At 38.4% G+C, this 18,277-nt stretch carries 23 protein-coding genes; 13 read left to right on the top strand and 10 right to left on the bottom strand.

The features are described 5' to 3' along the window. Window positions 1–4 precede the first annotated feature (4 nt). The 8 genes from ACSHZO_RS06825 (at window position 5) to hflX (ending at window position 5,516) form a co-directional block, all read left to right on the top strand. Window positions 5–1,243, top strand: coding sequence for an aminotransferase class V-fold PLP-dependent enzyme (locus ACSHZO_RS06825; RefSeq protein WP_298246783.1), 1,239 nt, complete (start codon window positions 5–7; stop codon window positions 1,241–1,243). Window positions 1,244–1,319: 76 nt separating this feature from the next. After that, window positions 1,320–1,460 carry a PLDc N-terminal domain-containing protein gene (locus ACSHZO_RS06820; protein WP_366877933.1) on the top strand — a complete coding sequence of 47 codons (141 nt, stop codon included), beginning with the start codon at window positions 1,320–1,322 and terminating at the stop codon, window positions 1,458–1,460. A 78-nt stretch (window positions 1,461–1,538) separates the two neighbouring features. After that, the gene (locus ACSHZO_RS06815; protein WP_298246782.1) at window positions 1,539–1,970 is read left to right on the top strand and encodes a hypothetical protein; all 432 of its coding nucleotides are present in this window, start codon (window positions 1,539–1,541) and stop codon (window positions 1,968–1,970) included. A gap of 37 nt (window positions 1,971–2,007) precedes the next feature. Then, window positions 2,008–2,430, top strand: coding sequence for a SufE family protein (locus ACSHZO_RS06810; RefSeq protein ID WP_141876576.1), 423 nt, complete (start codon window positions 2,008–2,010; stop codon window positions 2,428–2,430). A 1-nt stretch (window position 2,431) separates the two neighbouring features. Continuing rightward, entirely contained in the window at window positions 2,432–2,755 is a 324-nt protein-coding gene (locus ACSHZO_RS06805; protein WP_026914726.1) for an iron-sulfur cluster assembly protein, read from the top strand. Between the two features lie 9 nt (window positions 2,756–2,764). Next, a complete protein-coding gene (locus ACSHZO_RS06800; protein WP_298246781.1) occupies window positions 2,765–3,280 on the top strand; it encodes a DUF2480 family protein in 516 nt (171 codons plus the stop codon). Next, window positions 3,280–4,176: a DUF3078 domain-containing protein gene (locus ACSHZO_RS06795; RefSeq protein WP_295178944.1), complete on the top strand. Its 897-nt coding sequence runs from the start codon at window positions 3,280–3,282 to the stop codon at window positions 4,174–4,176. Before ACSHZO_RS06800 ends, ACSHZO_RS06795 begins: the two co-directional genes overlap by 1 nt. A 116-nt stretch (window positions 4,177–4,292) precedes the next feature. Then, entirely contained in the window at window positions 4,293–5,516 is a 1,224-nt protein-coding gene (hflX, locus tag ACSHZO_RS06790; protein ID WP_141879154.1) for a GTPase HflX, read from the top strand. On the opposite strand, the gene ACSHZO_RS06785 is transcribed toward hflX, so the two are convergent. Beyond that, complete coding sequence (locus ACSHZO_RS06785) at window positions 5,517–6,431, bottom strand: oxidoreductase (protein WP_298246780.1); 915 nt, start codon at window positions 6,429–6,431, stop codon at window positions 5,517–5,519. Window positions 6,432–6,506: 75 nt separating this feature from the next. On the opposite strand from ACSHZO_RS06785, the gene ACSHZO_RS06780 reads away from it, so the two are divergent. After that, window positions 6,507–7,232, top strand: coding sequence for a hypothetical protein (locus ACSHZO_RS06780; protein WP_298246779.1), 726 nt, complete (start codon window positions 6,507–6,509; stop codon window positions 7,230–7,232). On the opposite strand, the gene ACSHZO_RS06775 is transcribed toward ACSHZO_RS06780, so the two are convergent. Both ACSHZO_RS06775 and ACSHZO_RS06770 read right to left on the bottom strand, forming a co-directional pair. Then, window positions 7,229–8,035 (bottom strand): NAD(P)H-binding protein, encoded by an 807-nt coding sequence (locus tag ACSHZO_RS06775; protein WP_298246778.1) that lies wholly within the window; start codon window positions 8,033–8,035, stop codon window positions 7,229–7,231. The genes ACSHZO_RS06780 and ACSHZO_RS06775 overlap by 4 nt on opposite strands. After that, a complete protein-coding gene (locus ACSHZO_RS06770; protein ID WP_298246777.1) occupies window positions 8,036–10,324 on the bottom strand; it encodes a M20/M25/M40 family metallo-hydrolase in 2,289 nt (762 codons plus the stop codon). It abuts the gene before it with no gap. A 155-nt stretch (window positions 10,325–10,479) separates the two neighbouring features. On the opposite strand from ACSHZO_RS06770, the gene ACSHZO_RS06765 reads away from it, so the two are divergent. Continuing rightward, entirely contained in the window at window positions 10,480–10,947 is a 468-nt protein-coding gene (locus ACSHZO_RS06765) for a CBS domain-containing protein (RefSeq protein WP_298246776.1), read from the top strand. Here ACSHZO_RS06765 and ACSHZO_RS06760 read toward each other — a convergent pair. Genes ACSHZO_RS06760 through ACSHZO_RS06750 form a run of 3 tightly spaced genes read right to left on the bottom strand, consistent with a single transcriptional unit; the run spans window position 10,941 to window position 12,755 of the window. Next, window positions 10,941–11,372 carry a DUF4174 domain-containing protein gene (locus ACSHZO_RS06760; RefSeq protein WP_298246775.1) on the bottom strand — a complete coding sequence of 144 codons (432 nt, stop codon included), beginning with the start codon at window positions 11,370–11,372 and terminating at the stop codon, window positions 10,941–10,943. The genes ACSHZO_RS06765 and ACSHZO_RS06760 overlap by 7 nt on opposite strands. A 47-nt stretch (window positions 11,373–11,419) precedes the next feature. Next, window positions 11,420–11,767 carry a hypothetical protein gene (locus tag ACSHZO_RS06755; protein ID WP_298246774.1) on the bottom strand — a complete coding sequence of 116 codons (348 nt, stop codon included), beginning with the start codon at window positions 11,765–11,767 and terminating at the stop codon, window positions 11,420–11,422. A 49-nt stretch (window positions 11,768–11,816) separates the two neighbouring features. Further along, window positions 11,817–12,755: a hypothetical protein gene (locus tag ACSHZO_RS06750; protein ID WP_298246773.1), complete on the bottom strand. Its 939-nt coding sequence runs from the start codon at window positions 12,753–12,755 to the stop codon at window positions 11,817–11,819. Window positions 12,756–13,015: 260 nt separating this feature from the next. On the opposite strand from ACSHZO_RS06750, the gene ACSHZO_RS06745 reads away from it, so the two are divergent. Continuing rightward, entirely contained in the window at window positions 13,016–13,369 is a 354-nt protein-coding gene (locus tag ACSHZO_RS06745) for a bleomycin resistance protein (RefSeq protein ID WP_298246772.1), read from the top strand. An 82-nt stretch (window positions 13,370–13,451) separates the two neighbouring features. Here the strand turns inward: ACSHZO_RS06745 and ACSHZO_RS06740 are convergent, their stop codons facing one another. Further along, window positions 13,452–13,799 carry a hypothetical protein gene (locus ACSHZO_RS06740; RefSeq protein ID WP_298246771.1) on the bottom strand — a complete coding sequence of 116 codons (348 nt, stop codon included), beginning with the start codon at window positions 13,797–13,799 and terminating at the stop codon, window positions 13,452–13,454. Further along, entirely contained in the window at window positions 13,780–14,058 is a 279-nt protein-coding gene (locus ACSHZO_RS06735) for a hypothetical protein (protein ID WP_298246770.1), read from the bottom strand. The genes ACSHZO_RS06740 and ACSHZO_RS06735 overlap by 20 nt, the downstream gene beginning before the upstream one ends. 149 nt (window positions 14,059–14,207) lie before the next feature. On the opposite strand from ACSHZO_RS06735, the gene ACSHZO_RS06730 reads away from it, so the two are divergent. After that, window positions 14,208–14,540, top strand: coding sequence for a single-stranded DNA-binding protein (locus ACSHZO_RS06730; protein ID WP_141876589.1), 333 nt, complete (start codon window positions 14,208–14,210; stop codon window positions 14,538–14,540). A gap of 10 nt (window positions 14,541–14,550) precedes the next feature. On the opposite strand, the gene ACSHZO_RS06725 is transcribed toward ACSHZO_RS06730, so the two are convergent. Both ACSHZO_RS06725 and metG read right to left on the bottom strand, forming a co-directional pair. Continuing rightward, window positions 14,551–15,453: a histone deacetylase family protein gene (locus ACSHZO_RS06725; RefSeq protein WP_298246769.1), complete on the bottom strand. Its 903-nt coding sequence runs from the start codon at window positions 15,451–15,453 to the stop codon at window positions 14,551–14,553. A gap of 39 nt (window positions 15,454–15,492) precedes the next feature. Continuing rightward, entirely contained in the window at window positions 15,493–17,568 is a 2,076-nt protein-coding gene (gene metG / locus ACSHZO_RS06720; protein ID WP_298246768.1) for a methionine--tRNA ligase, read from the bottom strand. A 122-nt stretch (window positions 17,569–17,690) separates the two neighbouring features. Between metG and ACSHZO_RS06715 the strand changes: the two genes are divergently transcribed. Beyond that, window positions 17,691–18,272 carry a hypothetical protein gene (locus ACSHZO_RS06715; protein WP_298246767.1) on the top strand — a complete coding sequence of 194 codons (582 nt, stop codon included), beginning with the start codon at window positions 17,691–17,693 and terminating at the stop codon, window positions 18,270–18,272. Window positions 18,273–18,277 lie beyond the last annotated feature (5 nt).

Below are 18,277 nucleotides of genomic sequence, written 5' to 3'. Positions count from 1 at the left end.
GAGGATGAGTCAGTCAACTCAGGTCAGAAAAATAGATGTTGAAACGATCCGTCAGGATTTTCCAATTCTTGGACGTGAGGTGAATGGATATCCGTTGGTTTATTTCGATAATGCCGCGACTGCGCAAACACCTAAGCAGGTGATGGACGCGATCGTGGATTATTATTCGAATTATAATGCCAATATTCATCGTGGAGTTCATTCGCTTTCTCAGGAAGCAACAGATAAGTATGAGCAGGCCAGGATAAAAATTCAGCAACATTTCAATGCTGAACATGCTCACGAGATCATTATGACCTCGGGTACAACACATGGGATCAACCTTGTGGCGAATGGTTTTACTTCTTTACTGAAGTCTGGAGATGAGATCCTGGTTTCAGCAATGGAACATCATTCGAATATCGTGCCCTGGCAAATGCTGGCTGAAAAGACCGGTGCTAAGCTGAAGGTCATCCCAATGAACGAAAAAGGGGAACTGATTCTTGATGAATATAGTAATCTGATCAGTGATCGTACAAAGCTTGTCTTTGTAAACCATGTTTCCAACGCCCTTGGAACCGTGAATCCAATTAAAGAGATTATCGATATCGCGCACAAAGCTGGTGCTGCAGTCTTAATAGACGGAGCTCAGGCTTCGCCGCACATTAAAGCTGATGTTCAGGAGCTTGATGTTGATTTTTATGTAGTTTCAGCGCATAAGATGTGTGGACCTACAGGTGTTGGAATGGTATATGGTAAACAGGAATGGCTGGAAAAATTACCTCCTTACCAGGGGGGTGGTGAAATGATCGCTACAGTAAGTTTTGAAAAAACAACCTATGCCGGTTTGCCCCACAAATTTGAAGCGGGAACACCGAACATTTGTGGCGGAATAGCTTTTGGAGCAGCTCTCGACTATATGAACTCAATTGGCTTTGAAGAGATCGCTTCTTACGAAGATGAATTGCTTCAATATGCAACAAGCAGGCTGAAGGTGATTGACGGAATGAAGATCTATGGGGAAGCTGCACAAAAGACGGCCGTGATTAGTTTTAACGTAGAGGGATTGCATCCATACGATATTGGAACACTATTAGATAAAATGGGAATTGCAGTTAGAACAGGGCATCATTGTGCACAACCGGTAATGGATTTCTTTAAGATTCCCGGAACAGTAAGAGCATCCTTCGCATTTTACAATACCAAAGAAGAGATCGATACATTTATCGAAGCGTTAAAAAAGGCTTTGATGATGTTACAGTAATTTAATTATCTTAGTGAACAAATAATTACTATGGATCCTTCAATTCTCTTATTAATCTGGCAAACTCACATCTTTATTGCTGGTTTTGTATATTATTTTTAGAGTAAACTCTCCCTTTTGGTTCAAATTGGCCTGGGTTTTAGCAATCCTAATTGTACCGTTCATAAGATCTATTGCATATTTAAGTATCGGGAAAAAATCTTTATCAGCAGGCTAATATCTTCCATTGAAATACATCAAATAAGCCCCCTCGTGGCGCTTTTTTTCGTAATATGCTTTATCTAAAATTCCAGTTATGAAACTTTCAGTACTATCTTTTATTCTAATATTTTTCGCTATTAATGACTGTTCTAATGAAGGTCAGGAAGAAATCAAATCCGTAAGCTATAAAACTTATACCCGGGGATCTTCCTCAACTTATACGATCACTTCGGAAGAGATCAAAGTAATAAGCACTGGAGTCGAAGCAAAGGAAAATTCAGAAGTAATCACAAAGGAACAGTGGGAGATGATCACTTCAGAAATCAAAAAAATTAATACCTCTAAACTGGAAGATCTGGAGGCGCCAACAGAGTCCAGGGCCAGTGATGCAGCTGCGCATGCTGAACTAAGTCTGATCATTGGAAATTCTGAATTTAATTCTTCCACTTTTGATCATGGGAATCCCCCTGAGGCTTTAAAACCATTGGTGCAGGCTATTTTAAGATTGGCAGAAAATGTTGAATAGCAGGTTAGCATGTCGTACTTTTGTGCAAAATTGAGTTATGACGATTCAGGAAAAACAGAATGAAGTAATTGATGAGTTTGCAATGTTCGACGACTGGATGCAGCGTTATGAATATATGATTGAACTTGGGAAGTCACTTCCGCTAATAGACGAAAAATATAAGATCGAAGAAAATCTTATCAAAGGATGTCAAAGTAAAGTCTGGGTTCATGCCGAACTGGATGGTGAGCGTTTGTTGTTCACGGCAGATAGTGATGCAATCATTACCAAGGGAATTGTTGCAATCCTGATAAGAGTGTTTTCAGATCAACATCCTTCGCAGATCATTGAAGCAAATACTCAGTTTATTGATGAAATTGGTCTAAAAGAACATTTGTCTCCAACCAGAGCAAACGGACTTGTAAGTATGATCAAACAATTAAAAATGTATGCTTTGGCATATCAAACACAATTGAATTAAGATGGAGCAGGAAATAAATACACAGGAATTGGGAGAGAAGATCGTAACAGTCTTAAAGACGATCTATGATCCGGAAATTCCGGTGGATATCTACGAACTAGGTTTGATCTATGACGTGATGGTATCTACAGATTATGACGTAAAGATATTAATGACGCTAACTACCCCTAACTGTCCGGTGGCAGAAACCCTTCCGTTGGAAGTGGAAGAGAAAGTGAAGTCTCTGGATATGGTAAAAGATGCTGAAGTGGAGATCACTTTTGATCCGCCATGGAGTCAGGATCTTATGAGCGAAGGAGCAAAACTTGAGCTTGGATTGCTCTAAAAATACTTTATGGCTGAAGAAATCGTAAATAGAATTGCCGAAAGTAAGCTGGTTACCTTTAATCTTGAAGACTTTTATCCCAAAGGGCAGCGTGTCGTTTTTGATATTAGTGACTGGTTACTCGAAGGCTTTGTGCTGAGAGAGAAAGATTTTAGAGAACAGGCGAAAAATCATGACTGGCAACAGTATAAGGGTGCTTATGTTGCCCTTGTATGTTCTACAGATGCGATCGTACCGTCATGGGCCTTTATGCTCGTTAGCTCATACTTACAGGGTATTGCTAAAAAGACCATTATTGGAGACCTGGAAAACCTGGAAAGTCATCTTTACCAGGAAGTGATCGATCGTCTGGATGTTAGTGATCTGGAGGATAAGCCTGTAATTATCAAGGGGTGTTCCAACAAACCAGTCCCAAAAAATGCTTATATAATGATCATGCAGAAACTACAACCTGTAGTTAAAAGCTTAATGTATGGAGAGGCTTGTTCTTCAGTTCCGCTCTATAAAAAACCTAGAAAAAAGTAATGAAGAAAGTTTTATTTACAGCCGTCGCGCTGTTTTTATTTGGATCTTCCTTTGCACAGGAAGAAAACGATTCTATCCCACCCAATGGATGGCAAAAAGAAGGAAATGTTCAGTTATTATTTAACCAGTCTGCTTTCAACAAAGAATGGACAGGTGGTGGAACTTCCAGTATCGCTGGAAATCTAACTGTAGATTACCAGTTCAATTATAGAAAAGATGATTTCACCTGGGATAACCGGATTCTTGGGAATTACGGACTTACAAAAGTAAAAGATGATGAATTTGAACGTAAAACGAGTGACCGTCTTGAATTGAACAGTATCGCCGGGAAGCAAATTGAAGACACGAATTTTTATTATTCATGGTTTTTAAACTTCAGAACTCAGTTTGCTAAAGGTTATGAATTTTCCGAAGATGCTGAAACCGGAGAAACCATTCGAACCGAAACTACTCATTTTCTTTCACCAGGTTATTTACAAACCGGTCCGGGGATGATGTATAAGAAGGGTGATAATTTCATGGTGAACCTCGCACCGGCCACGGCAAGATTGATCTTTGTGGACAGTGATTTTACAAGCCGTGCAGGTTATGTAGATGGTGATTACTTTGGAGTGGATGAAGGAAAAAGTACCAGGTTCGAACTAGGCGCTGCACTTACCGCTTTCCTAAGCTATGAGATCCTTGAAAATGTAGAAATGGAGCATTCACTAGCTTTATATTCAAACTACCTCGAGAACCCGGAGAATGTAGATATTGATTATTTGCTGAATCTGAACATGGGAATCAATGATTACCTTTCTGCAAATCTGATATTCCAGGCGATCTACGATGATAACGCTGTTGGAGCATTCCAGATTCGTGAAGTATTTGGAGTCGGGATCAACTTCGGATTCTAGAGAAAACCTATAGATTTATGAAAAGCCCGTGAACTTCACGGGCTTTTTCAGTTAAATTTTTGTTGAAGTATGGCGGCTTCGAATGCAGAAGCCATCTAATGATTATCTTTGTATTTATGATTGAAAAAACCGACCTGTCCTTTGAAAAAGCTGTTCTTGTAGGTATTGTTACCAAAGATCAGAATGAGGATAAACTTGAAGAATACCTGGACGAGCTGGAGTTTCTAACTTTCACCGCTGGTGGTGAAGTGCAGAAACGTTTTACGCAGAAGATGGACATGCCGAATCCTAAGACTTTTATTGGAACCGGTAAGATGGAAGAGGTGCGTGAATTCGTGGCAGAACATGAAATTGGTGCCGTGATCTTTGATGACGAACTTACACCTGCTCAGCAGAAGAACATTGAAAAAATTCTAAAGGCTAAAATTCTGGACAGGACTAACCTGATTCTGGATATTTTCGCCCAGAGAGCAAAGACCAGTTACGCCCGTACGCAGGTAGAACTGGCGCAATATGAGTACTTATTACCAAGACTTGCCGGTATGTGGACTCACCTTGAAAGACAACGTGGTGGTATTGGAATGCGTGGTCCAGGGGAAACAGAGATCGAAACCGACCGTCGTATCGTTAGAGATAAAATATCTTTACTGAAGAAAAAACTGGAAACCATCGATAAGCAAATGGAAGTACAGAGAGGGAACAGAGGACAACTGGTTCGTGTAGCACTTGTAGGTTATACCAACGTAGGGAAGTCTACCTTGATGAATGCGATTAGTAAAAGCGAGGTTTTTGCTGAAAATAAATTATTTGCCACGCTGGACACCACAGTAAGAAAAGTAGTGATTCGTAACCTTCCATTTCTGCTAAGTGATACCGTAGGTTTTATTAGAAAATTGCCAACTCAGCTGGTAGAATCTTTTAAATCTACATTGGATGAGGTTCGGGAAGCAGATCTTCTCTTGCACGTTGTAGATATCTCTCATGCCAATTTTGAAGACCATATCGCTTCCGTTAACCAGATTCTAACAGAGATCGAAGCTTTAGGTAAACCAACCATTATGGTCTTTAATAAGATCGATGCTTACGAGCCTGAAGAGATCGAGGAGGATGATCTTGTAACCGAGAGAACTTCAGCGCATTATACGCTCAAGGAATGGAAGAAAACCTGGATGAATAAAATGGGTAATAATGTGGTCTTTATTTCTGCCACTGAAAAAGAGAATTTTGAACATTTCAGAAAAAGAGTATACGAAGCCGTTCGTGAAATTCACATAACTCGATTTCCTTATAACAACTTCCTGTATCCGGAATATGATAAATACGGCGAGACTAAAGAATAGTTAGCTTAAAAATTTTATCCCGGTAAGATCTTCAGAAACAGCCCATAATTTTGCGGCTGTTTCTTTATTTTCAGCCTGCCTGGCAATTTCAGCTTCTGCAGGCTTGCCTTTCATTTCTCTAAAGCCATCAGGTCCAATATAGCAGCCACCTGCCAGTTCTTTATCCAAAGCAGCCTTGAGCGTAGGTTTTGCGCCTTTTTCCGCAGAATGAGAGATGAATGGTTCCACGGGTTTGGCCATAAGCATAAGCCATCCTGGCAAATGTCGCATCAGTTCAGTAGAAGAAACTCCTGGATGGGAGGCTAGTGAACTCACATGGCTTAAAGAATTAGCTTTCAATCTACGTTCCAGTTCCAGACTAAAGATAAGACAGGCAAGCTTGCTCTGCCCATAAGCTTTAAATTTTGAATAAGAGTTTTCACTTTGCAGATCATTAAAATCAATTTCGGCATTTTTGTGAGCGATGGAACTTAAGGTCACGATCCTGGAACTTTTCGAAGTAGTCAATTCTTCTTTTAATAGACCGGTTAGCAGAAAATGACCTAGATAATTCACTCCTAATTGAAGCTCAAAGCCATCTTCGGTTCTATGATAAGGTGGCATCATCACACCAGCGTTATTTATAAGAAGGTCAAGTTTTTCTTGTTCAGATTTAAAATCTGAAGCAAAAGATCTTACCGATTTCAGACTCGAAAGGTCTAGTTCCCGTATCTCCAGTTTGGCGTTTCCATGGCAGTTCAGAATTTGTTTCCGGGCTATTCTGGCTTTCTCCAGGTCTCTGCAGGCCATGATCACCCTGAAGTCCTTTGCCGCAAGCGCCTTTGTAGTTTCGAAACCCAGGCCGGCATTCGCACCAGTTACAATTGCAACAGGTTGTTCGTTTCTTGTGGCTTCTGAATGCTGAAATTCGTTCATGGATAGTTTTTTTGATACTTCAGAAAGATCTTTTAGATCGATTATTTCTTATTTTTAAAAGATACAATCTATATCATGAAAAGCATTCTACTCCTCTTGGTTTTAGTATTTAATTTAAATATACAGGCTCAATCGCTTCAGGGTTCCTGGGAACTTACTGCGGAAAATGGAAAGGCCGTAACAGGTAAAGAGGTAATTCGCATTTATGCTGATTCGTACTTTACTGAAGGTGCTAAAGTTCCAGATTCCAATGAATTTCTCTGGGCACGTGGCGGGGAATATCATAAGAAAGAAGATCAGGTTCGAATTGATTTTGACACGAGGCAGGAAAAACCTTCAGCAGAATTAATTGCACATAAGATCGAATTCGAAGAGGAGAACAGTTTCAGTATTGAACAGGACGAAACTATTCAGAAATGGACAAGAGTTTCAGGAAATAAAAATGAATTATCGGGAAATTGGGTGATTACGGGTAGAGAGAGAAATGGTGAAATGAACCAGATGAAACCGGGGGATCGAAGAACTATTAAAATGCTTGGTGGCGATCGTTTCCAATGGGTGGCATTTAACTCGGCAACCGGAGAATTTTTTGGTACCGGCGGTGGAACTTACATCGCGAAGGATGGGAAATATGTAGAGAACATAGAATTTTTCTCCCGGGATGCCAGTAGAGTGGGAGCGAGTCTCGATTTTACTTATAAAGTCGAAAACGGGAATTGGATCCACTCAGGAAAAAGTTCCAAGGGTCATCCTATTAAAGAGATCTGGTCACCTTATGCTAAAGCTTATTCCAGAAACTAATAAATAGAATGCTCGAATTTGAAATTGAGCTCTTTTTGAAATCTATCTGAACTTACCACTTTACCTTCTGAAGACATTTCATGACTGAAGTGAGGGGCTTCAAGTTCTCTGTCCTGCGCTATTTTAGTATAATAATTTTCACGTGAAGGATGCTCTGGATGTACCAGATTAAATATATTATTGGTAGCAGGTTTCTCTATCAAGGTAATAATTGCTTTGATGCAATCACGACGATGTACGAGATTTACCGGCGCTTTTGGAGAGCTTAGATCCCTTTTTCCAGAAAGCTGATTCACTGGATGGCGATCATCTCCTATCAAACCACCAAATCTTAGTATTTCAGTTTTAAAGTTTTCGTTATTCAGCAACAATAACTCGGCATTGCGTAGCTGGACTGCTATATTGGAAGAGTTATCGGTTTCAGTATTTTCATTGACCTCTGGAAAACCAGGTTCATTTTTATAGACCGAAGTTGAACTTACGAAAATGATCCTTGGACAATAACTTTTCTCCAGGTAAGGAACAATGGTTCTAACTTTTGAAACGAAGTCGGCTTCAGGATTTTTTCTAAGTCCGGGAGGGATGTTCACCACAATACAGTCAGACTTGGAAAGAAAAGACCTGATGTCTCCCTGTATTCCTTTTTCATATAATTTGATCGTGTAGGGAACGAGTCCGGCTGCGTGAAGATCAACAAATTTCTCATTTCTGGTAACTGAAGCTTTTACCTCATGGTTCAAGGCTCTTAATTCTTTTCCCAGCTCAAAACCAAGCCATCCACATCCTAAAATCGCAATCTTCATTTATTCCTTTATTCTTATGGTTTTCTTTAAAATAGTAGCATCATTCAAAACGAATGGCCGCGGGATCATATCCTTTGGTCTTTTTTCAAGCTTTAATTCTTCGTTTTCGAAGAGATCGTAAGCCGATTCGTAAAGTACAAATTCTGGCTCATCTTCTGGTGCTATTGCGAATTCAATTCGCAAAGTATCCCGGTTTGATGCGTAATATGTAAGAATTCGTTCTTTCCAGCGCTGCGTATGCATGTTAAAATATTGTTCTCCTAATTGTTCATCTTCAGCTATAAGATCATTTACTCTGAACTCTTTGAAATCTACATCCCGGGTTTCATATAATTCCAGGCGGTTAATATCCCGATTTGGAGCGATCTTCAAAGAATAGGACTTCAAGTTCGTTAATGTGTCGGTCTCGAGTTCTTCAAGTAGAATTGCAGGTTCTGGAATATCAACTTCCGGAGCGCTGGATTTTCTTCGGAAATTACTGCCGTATTTACTGCTGAAATTGGACTCTGTTCCTGAATTTTCTGTGCCTTCAGGAAAATAAGAGCTCGTCCAGGAATCTTCCATTTCATCATAACTATACCAGAAATTAGTTTGCTGGTCGAGATCCTTCAGATAAACCAAACTGTTAGGTTTAGGCCTTTCCGAAGAAAAATCTGAGTAATAATGCGCTGTAAAAAGCAAAATATTAAAAACCAGGAAACATAAAACTGCAAAGGATTTAAGCTTTCTGAAGTATCCAAAAAGCGGTAACAGGAACATAAACACCAGACTTCCGAGAATTGCGGTGATAAAAAGGGTTTTCAGACCCAATGCGACCGGTAAACTCCAGATAAAAGGTAGAAGTAAAATAATAGCGGGAAAGCTCAGTAAGACCATTAAAATGCGGTTTGGTCTCTTTTGTCTTACCATTACAAAGAGTTGCAATAGTCCGAAGAATACAGGAATTATGAAATATGCAGCTCCTTTAAGATATACAGCAACTAGTGTACAGATCACCAGCCATAAAGCAAGTGGCGCTATAAATATGGAAGCTTTATGTGAACGTTTGCGAAACCAATGGTAGGTTATAAAACTAATGGACAGGGAAAGAAAGATGATCAACGCGATGTACCAGTAGCCATTGTAGGTAAACCCATGTTCCATTTCTGAGTATTCCGGGTAAATAAATAGACAGAACTGCCAGAACGCCCAGCTTAGCAAACCTGATAAACTAATGCTGATTAACATGGGTAAGAAACCTTTAAAAATTTCAGTAATATCCACGCGGTCTCTTCTAATTCCGTAGAGGATCAGGATCAGGAAAATTCCCATGGCGACAATCAACATAGGTGAGATCCAGTCAAAAGGATATTTTACGAATTCTCCAAAAGGCAGATTAAAATATATAAGATCCCTGTCACTGGATAAATTTTTGAGATCTGCTTCACTAAAGTGGGCGAGCAGCGGCATAAGATAGCTACCTTGATGAGCAAGGGTTTCTGCATCCAGATTTTTAGGAGTATCATTCGCCGTATGATAGTCAAAATGATCATCTATAAAAGCAAAATTATAACCGTTGATATTGCCCTTTTCACGCAGGACGGTAAGATCTGTGTCGTTTGGAAGCATTTTATAGATACTGTAGGCAAGAGAATTGCTTACTGGGTATTCGACGTTCGCATCTGCAAAAGCTTCGATCAACTTCGCATTCTTACCATTGGTTTCCAGTAGCATAAATGGATTTCCACCGCTTCCCCTTGCTTCAAAATTAAGTGCTAGCAGTACATCTTTCGCCCATGGATGATCCTTAACAAAGATCTCTGCGCCTATTAAACCAATTTCCTCTGCATCTGTAAAGAGCAAAATAATATCATTCTTAGGTTGAGTTTTCTTTTCGCGGAAAGCCCTGATGCCTTCCAGTATGGTAGCCACGCCACTTCCTGCATCACTCGCACCCGGCGAAGAATGTGTGGCGCTGTCGTAATGAGTCATAAGTATCAACGCATCACCATCACCTGAACCTTTAATTCTGGCAAGGATATTTTGTGGTTTGCTTAAAATAGCACTGGAATTGAGAAAATAATCTTCCTGAGTTTGTACTTCCAGATCCATTTTCTGCAATTCCTGTACGATATAGTTGCGAACTTTTGGATGCTCACTGCTCCCAACATAATGTGGTTGCTGTGCAATAGCTTCTACATGCTGGAAAGCCCTTGATGTTGAAAACTGGTCTAAAGGAATTTCTTCGGAAAGCCTGGCCTGGGGAGCATCGAAATTAAAACTTAGCCAAACTGCTACAAAAATCAGCAAGAAAGCTATTAAGCCGGAAAATTTAGAGTTCATGCAATGAGGATCAAAGTTTTAAAGTTAATTAAGTTTTTGAAATATGAATAACAGAATAACTGTCATGCGTAACAAATCGAAAAACCTTATATTTAAGTTATTGGTAATCAAATAAATAAATTATGGGTATTAAAAGTTTTATGGGTAAACGAGCAGAGCCGGAGAAGCCTGCGGAAGTCCCTATGCTGGTAAGAGATTATATGACAGAGAAGCTTATCACCTTCAGGGAAAATGAAAATATCATGGATGTCGTAGAGAAATTAATTAAACATGGCATCTCTGGTGGCTGTGTGGTGAATGACAGGAATGAATTGCTGGGAATTATATCTGAAGGAGATTGTATGAAACAAATTTCTGACAGTAGGTATTATAATATGCCAATGACAGATCTCACGGTTGGAAAACGTATGATCTCTAATGTAGAAACTATAGATGGGAATATGAATGTCCTGGATGCCGCGAAGATCTTTATTGAAAAGAGATTCCGAAGATTTCCTATTGTGGAAAATAATCAGTTGATAGGTCAGATTTCACAGAGAGATGTTCTCAAAGCTGCTCTAAGATTAAAATCACACACCTGGAGTTATTGATCTTTTCTTCTTACTTCTGCCTTTCTCATGGGCATCCCATCTATCAGGCTGAATAATTTTTCGGTTTGAACAATTTCCTGTTGCCTTAGTTTAATGCCTCCATCCAGTCCAAGTAGGAAAACTTCAAATTCAGTTTTCTTGATAATATTTAGTTCGTCTTTTAAGGTTGAACTTACCCATTCTGAATTTTCTGGAAAAATTATTTTGTACCGATCTTTATGAGCCTGTATCACCAAAAGTTTTCTTTCTAAAAGCTCGTTAGGTTCTTCGGTAAGTAATTCCAATTGCATTGTTAAAAGATCTAATTCAGTTTCATTAGCATACAAAACAATAATTCGGTTTTGCCATTGGTATTGTTGCAGATCCTGAGCTTTTGAAGTCATTCCGTAGAAAATTAAAATAATGAGTAATGTGAGATTCCGCATACATCAAAAGTTAGGCTTTTCTATTTGATCTTAGGTATAATAAAATTTCAATTTCTTCTCACCAATGCGTAAAAGTCATTTTCAAGCGGCAGATACCCCATGTCATACACAAAGAAGTATTGCTTTCCTGTTTTCGTAGTATAAATGCTGGTAAAGAATTCAAAGTTAAAACCTCTGGAGAGTAATTTAGATTTTGCAACCGAAGTTTTATCACCGGGATTTAATTCCTGAAGTATCCGGTAATTTTTCCGCAGCGAGTTATTCGTATTCCTGATGAGGTTACTTGCATCTTTATTCATCCTGTTGTGATATGCATTACGGCAATAATCACTACAGAATTTTTTATCTGTTCTTCCAACGATCTTTTCGTTGCACTCCTCGCAAGTCTTTTGCATAGGGAAATATACTAAAAAGCTTTTATATAGGGTTTAACACCTTTGTTTTCTAGTAGAAAAGATGCGTATAATAGATAGGCATCCATACATCCTCATAGGTACTTTTCGTAAAGATGGTTTCAGTTTGATCAACATTAATATTTATATCGGTCTCGGTTACTGCAGAGGTATTCAGACCTATTTTCCATTCATTGTCATTCAGTTTTTCACCAACAATCTCTCCCTGTTCTACATACGTAATATTAGAAATGCTCCCTGAAATACCTGTTACGACATTATATTCTGAAAAGTTATCTGAATTAATCAAAAAATTGTTAGCATTTGGATCTACTTCAAAATATACGATGCGAGTAATTTCGTCGTCTACGGCTTCGGGAATAGGATCTTCATACTGAAGTAATTTGAAAACCAGTTTATTACCAGGCTTTACGTCCATCTTGAGATCGTTAGAATCTGATATAACATCAATCTGAAGTCTTGAATTTTCGAAGAATGCATGGTAATTTTCAAGACTTTCATCATTTGTGAAATGTGAACGGACAGATCGTTCAATAACATGAATATCAGTCGTTTCGTCATACATATATTCTGCGCCTTCAATACTTAAATCTGTTATCGCTATAGTAGGACAGCAACCTTCAGTAATAGCTTCTCCTTCCACCGAAACTGTAAATATTTCTTCATCTGCGTACATCACCGAAAATTGAGCATCATTGAAAGTATAAATTACAAGAGTTTTCTGTTCATTCTTTTCAATAACCTGAAAATCGGCTTCAAGATCATTAGAAGTTTCAACTACCGTGATCCCTTCAGAAGAGGCTATGTTGTCAAAAATGTTTTCGCCGGTATTGCTATCTATGATTTGAAAGTTTAAATCGGCATAGCCGGCGTCACAGATTGTTGCTGAACAGTCATCATCATCATCTGTACCGCAGGATTGTAAAAAAGCTAAACTAAATAGTAGAAAATATGTTGCTAGAGATCTCATAAGGGAGTTTTATTCTTAGTTGGTTAGTTAGTAAAATTTATTTCAGCTGAAATATTCCTGAATCCTCAAATTTTATAATTCCAGAAAATTCTTCTTCCCTTTCATTTATTGTAATATCTGCGGCTACATCGAAGCTTATATTCCATTTCATGGAACCTGTTTTATCGGCATTGCTAGCAGCAGCCTGAAAAAAAATCTAGCTAAGAAATCTATGATCTGACTCTACCGAAAAAGAAATTATCTTTAATAAAATTAAATATATGCTAAACGAGATTAATCCTAAATTACCAATGCGTGATAAAAATTCAACAAGAGAATATTATCTCAAATTGGGATTCAAAGAATTTGGCGAAAATGACTATGATGGTTACTTAATGCTTCAAATGGATAAGATACAAATTCATTTTTTTGAATTTAAAGCACTTAATCCAAATAAGAATTACGGACAGGTATATATTAGAACTGATAATATTGAAAAATTGTATAAATCATTAATAGACAAAAAAATACCTATACATCCAGCCGGAAAATTAGAAACTAAAAACTGGGGACAAAAAGAATTTGCCCTTTTAGATCCTGATAACAATTTATTGACACTCGGACAGAGTATTTGAATATTTAGTTATTGACAGCTGCCAATGGCTGTTAATTGCCGCTAAATCCTTAATATTTATATCTTTTGTGTATTATCTATGTTTAATGCTGAATTTCTTTTGGCGGTGGAGGTGGAGGAGGAAATCTATTGGGATAATCTAATATTAATTTTAACTGTAATGAATCTGAATGTTTATGATTTAATTTATCAAATTCCCCACTTATCCTAATTATATGTTTCTCTAAATAGCTAGCGGTTCGGCTACTATCTATTAAAATCTTTATTGTAGCTTTCCGTGTACTTTGAGAATGATTTGGAATTTTGCCATTATTAAAATAGTGTTCATGTAGCTGATCATATAGTTTAGCAATTGAATAATTCTTACCGATTATAATAGAATCTTCAGTAATATTTAAAAAATTACGTTCCTTAAAAAGCCCCCCAGTCATACCTTAATGGAATAACTTTTCTTATTAATTTTTTATCTCTTATCTCGAAATAAGGAAGTGAATCTTCTTGATGAATTTCATCAACTAGTCTTTTAATCTCTTTGAATTTTAACTCAGTATCCGTGAGACTTATTTTCTTTAATCTATTAGAATTATACCAACTTTTATTAGGGTAGAAAATAGTATCATTTATTGCTGCCTGAGAAAATCCACTTGGAGAGAGTTGAAATAAAAAGAATAATATGAAGAATCTTCTCATGAAAATAAAGATTTTATACGTTTTCAAATGCTTACAAACGAAAGTAAACAACTACAAGTGCTTTACGACCGATTAGTATTTGCCTTTGACAACATCTTTGTCCTGTTGAAATGAACGAATGATTTTCAACTGCAATAAAATCTTTAGTTATGAGCACTTTAAGAAACACAGTACAATTGATCGGACATGTAGGGAATGAGCCTGAAATCGTAAACCTTGAATCTGGAAAGAAATTAGCCAAATTTTCGGTAGCCACCAATGAAAGTTATAAGAATTCAAAAGGCGAGAAAATAACTGATACACAATGGCACAATATCGTTGCATGGGGCAAAACTGCTGAACTGGTAGAAAATTACGTTCCGAAAGGGAAAGAGATTGGAATCGAAGGAAAACTAACCAGTAGAAGTTATGAGGACAAAGATGGTATTAAAAGATATGTAACTGAAGTCGTTTGCCAGGAGCTCTTACTACTCGGTAAGTAATCAGTAGTTTTTAAAAATAGATCTGCTGGGCAGCTCTATAAGTGTTGGCGTGAGCTTCGATGATATATTTGATCTCTTTTGAATAACCACCTCCCATGCTGCACTCTACAGGAATCTGAAGATCGTGGCAGGTTTGTAATACGAACCTGTCGCGTTCTTTACATCCTTTTATAGTACAGGAGAGTCGGCCAAGCTTGTCGGTTGCCAAAATATCAACGCCACAGAGGTAGAAAATAAAATCGGGTTGTGTTCTTTCTATAAGTTCTGGAAGAACTTCTTTTAGCTGCCTGAGGTAAGCCTTATCACCCATGCCATCCTCGATTTCGATGTCCAGGTCAGAGGTTTCTTTTCTAAATGGATAGTTTCCCTTTCCATGCATCGAAAATGTAAATACAGAATCATCATTTTGAAAGATCTCAGCCGTACCATTTCCCTGATGTACGTCCAGGTCTACGATCAGAATTTTTTGAGCCAGGTTTTGATCTTGTAGATATCGGGCGGCGATAGCCTGATCGTTCAATAAACAGAATGCTTCAGCTCTATCTGAAAAAGCATGGTGAGTTCCACCGGCTATATTCACGGAAACGCCATATTCAAGTGCATATTTGCAGGCATCGATTGTTCCCTGGGCAATAATCTGTTCTCTATCCACAAGTTCCTGTGAAAGTGGGAAGCCTGAAACTCTAATTTCTTTTTTACTAAGATCCAGGTTCTTCAATTTATCAACATAGGCTGCAGTATGGGCTCTTAAGATCAAACTCTCATCTATGAGGTCTGGCTGAAAAAAATTCTCATCCTCGCAGGTGCCTTCATGCAATAATTGCTTTGGAAGCAGATCATATTTTTCCATAGGAAACCTGTGACCTTCCGGAAGTGGATGTTTATAAATGGGATGAAAGGCAATTTTGAGCATAAAAAAGCCTGAAAAGTTAATTCCAGGCGATTTGAGTTTTTAATTTATCGTGATTCCGTTAGAAACATTATCCTCATCGGGATTTACAAAAACAAGTTTTCCTTCTTTGTTTTCGGTCATCAGGATCATTCCTTCGCTTTCTACTCCGCGTAATTTTCTGGGAGCAAGATTTATCAGCACAGTTACTTTTTTACCGATAATATCTTCTGCTTTAAAATGTTCAGCAATACCGGAAACCACCGTTCTCTGGTCAATTCCAGTATCAACTTTAAGAATCATCAGCTTCTTGGTTTTGGCCATCTTTTCAGCTTCTATAATAGTTCCAACACGCAGATCCATTTTAGTGAAATCCTCAAAAGTAGCAATCTCTTTTTGCGGTTCAGCTTTCTGATTTTCCATTTCGTTCGCTGCTTTGGTAGCTTTTAATTTTTCCAATTGTTGCTCCATTTGTTCATCTTCGATTTTACTGAAAAGTAGTTCCGCTTTTCCAATTTGATGACCTGCAGGAATTAGTGCTTCCCGGGTACCAATAATATCCCAGTCTGGGGTAGTGGAAGTATTCTCTCCAGTTTGATTCAGCATTCGCTTTAGTTTTGCGGAAGTGAAAGGGAGGAAAGGTTCACTGATAATACTGAGTGCGCTGGCAATTTGAAGTGCCACGTACATGATCGTTTTTACTCGATCTTCATCAGTTTTAATTTGTTTCCATGGTTCTTCATCAGCCAGGTATTTATTTCCAAGCCTGGCCAGATTCATCAATTCGCCCTGAGCTTCACGAAAACGGTATTTTTCAATCGAACTTGCGATTACTGATGGATATGCTTTCAATTCAGCAATGGTCTGTTCATCCACTTCAGTATAATCTCCCGGCTGCGGAATTATTCCATCGTAGTATTTGTTGGTTAAAACCACCACGCGGTTAATAAAGTTTCCGAAGATAGCCACCAGCTCATTATTGTTTCTTGCCTGAAAATCTTTCCAGGTAAAATCGTTGTCTTTTGTTTCCGGGGCATTTGCAGTCAACACATAACGCAGAACATCCTGTTGATCTGGAAAATCCTGCAGGTATTCATGTAACCATACCGCCCAGTTCTTTGAAGTTGATAGTTTTTTACCCTCAAGATTCAGAAATTCATTTGCCGGTACATTTTCTGGTAAAATATAATCACCATGAGCTTTCAACATCGTTGGGAAAATGATACAGTGAAAAACTATATTATCCTTCCCGATGAAATGAACCAGTTTGGTGTTTTCGTCTTTCCAGTATGGTTCCCAGTCTTTTCCTTCTCGCTCTGCCCATTCTTTGGTGGAGGAAATATAACCAATAGGAGCATCGAACCATACATACAGAACTTTGCCTTCGCCACCTTCCACAGGAACCGGGATTCCCCAGTCAAGATCTCTGGTTACCGCACGGGCTCTAAGACCATCGTCGATCCAGGATTTTACCTGACCGTAAACGTTGCTTTTCCAATCGGCTTTGTGTCCTTTCAGGATCCATTCCTTTAGAAAATCTTCATATTGGTCCAAAGGTAAAAACCAGTGTTTAGTTTCTTTTAAAGTTGGAACGGCGCCGGTAATGGCAGATTTCGGATTAATAAGATCTGTAGCATTTAATGAAGTTCCGCAGTTTTCACACTGGTCTCCATACGCATCTTCATTCCCACATTTTGGGCAGGTTCCAGTAACAAATCTATCGGCTAGAAACTGGTTAGCCTCGACATCATATAATTGCTCGGTAGATTCTTCAATAAATTTACCATCCTCATACATCTTCTTAAAAAAGTCTGAAGCTGTTTTATGATGAACATCACCTGACGTCCTGGAATAGTTATCGAAAGTAATTCCGAAGTCTTCAAAAGAGGTTTTGATGATCGCATTGTACTTGTCTACTACATCCTGCGGACTCACACCTTCTTTCTTGGCCTTGATCGTAATTGGCACACCGTGCTCATCACTTCCACAAACAAATGCTACATCATGTCCCTGCATTCGTAAAAACCTGGAATAAATTTCTGCAGGTACATAAACGCCTGCAAGGTGTCCAATATGAATAGGCCCGTTCGTATAAGGTAAAGCCGCTGTGATCGTAAATCTCTGAGGATTTTTGCTCATTAGAATAAGTAAATTTTTAAGAGCGGTAAAGTTAAGCAAAGACGTTCGAATACGCGTTAAATTCTTGTAAAAGCGGAACCGTGTGGAGCTTATCTGTATACTTTTACTACAAAAAACATCAAATGCGTAAAATTTTAGCCGTTGTTGGTCTGCTGGCCATAGTTTCCTGTAATAGTAATAAAGCTGTAACTGGCTCTAAAGATATTTACAGTCTTGAAAATTTAAGCCGAATGTCTTCGGAAGATATTTCGCGAAATTACCCACAATCCAATATGGAAGAAGGAGTGGATGAATTTGAGGAAGGAACCGAGACTAAACCTTATAGTATTCTATTTCCTGAAACTGAAGACGAGGTTTTGATCACCTGGCAAACTGAAGAGAAGAAAAAGGTGACTTCTATCAATTATTCTGGAGAAGGTAGATGGACCACGGCTGATGGAATTAAGGTTGGAATGAGCCTGGATGAACTGAATAAGTTAAATGGCAAACCAGTGTCTTTTTACGGTTTTGGATGGGATTATAGTGGTGCTGTAGACTGGAATGGTGGTAAACTTGCGAAGTCCGGAATTGGTGTTTTTCTGAATACCGATAAGGATATTCCCAATAAATTCTATGGTGATAAGATCGTAAAAGCAAGTGAAGAAGAGATCGATGCTCTTGAACTTCAGGTAGGATCTGTGATGTTGATGAATGAGGTGAACTAGGTTTA

The sequence above is a fragment of the Christiangramia sp. 3-2217-3z genome (assembly GCF_051195275.1).
GTDB classification, from domain to species: domain Bacteria; phylum Bacteroidota; class Bacteroidia; order Flavobacteriales; family Flavobacteriaceae; genus Christiangramia; species Christiangramia marina.
Note: the sequence above shows the minus strand (reverse complement) of the source record. Positions and strands in the feature narration are given on the sequence as shown.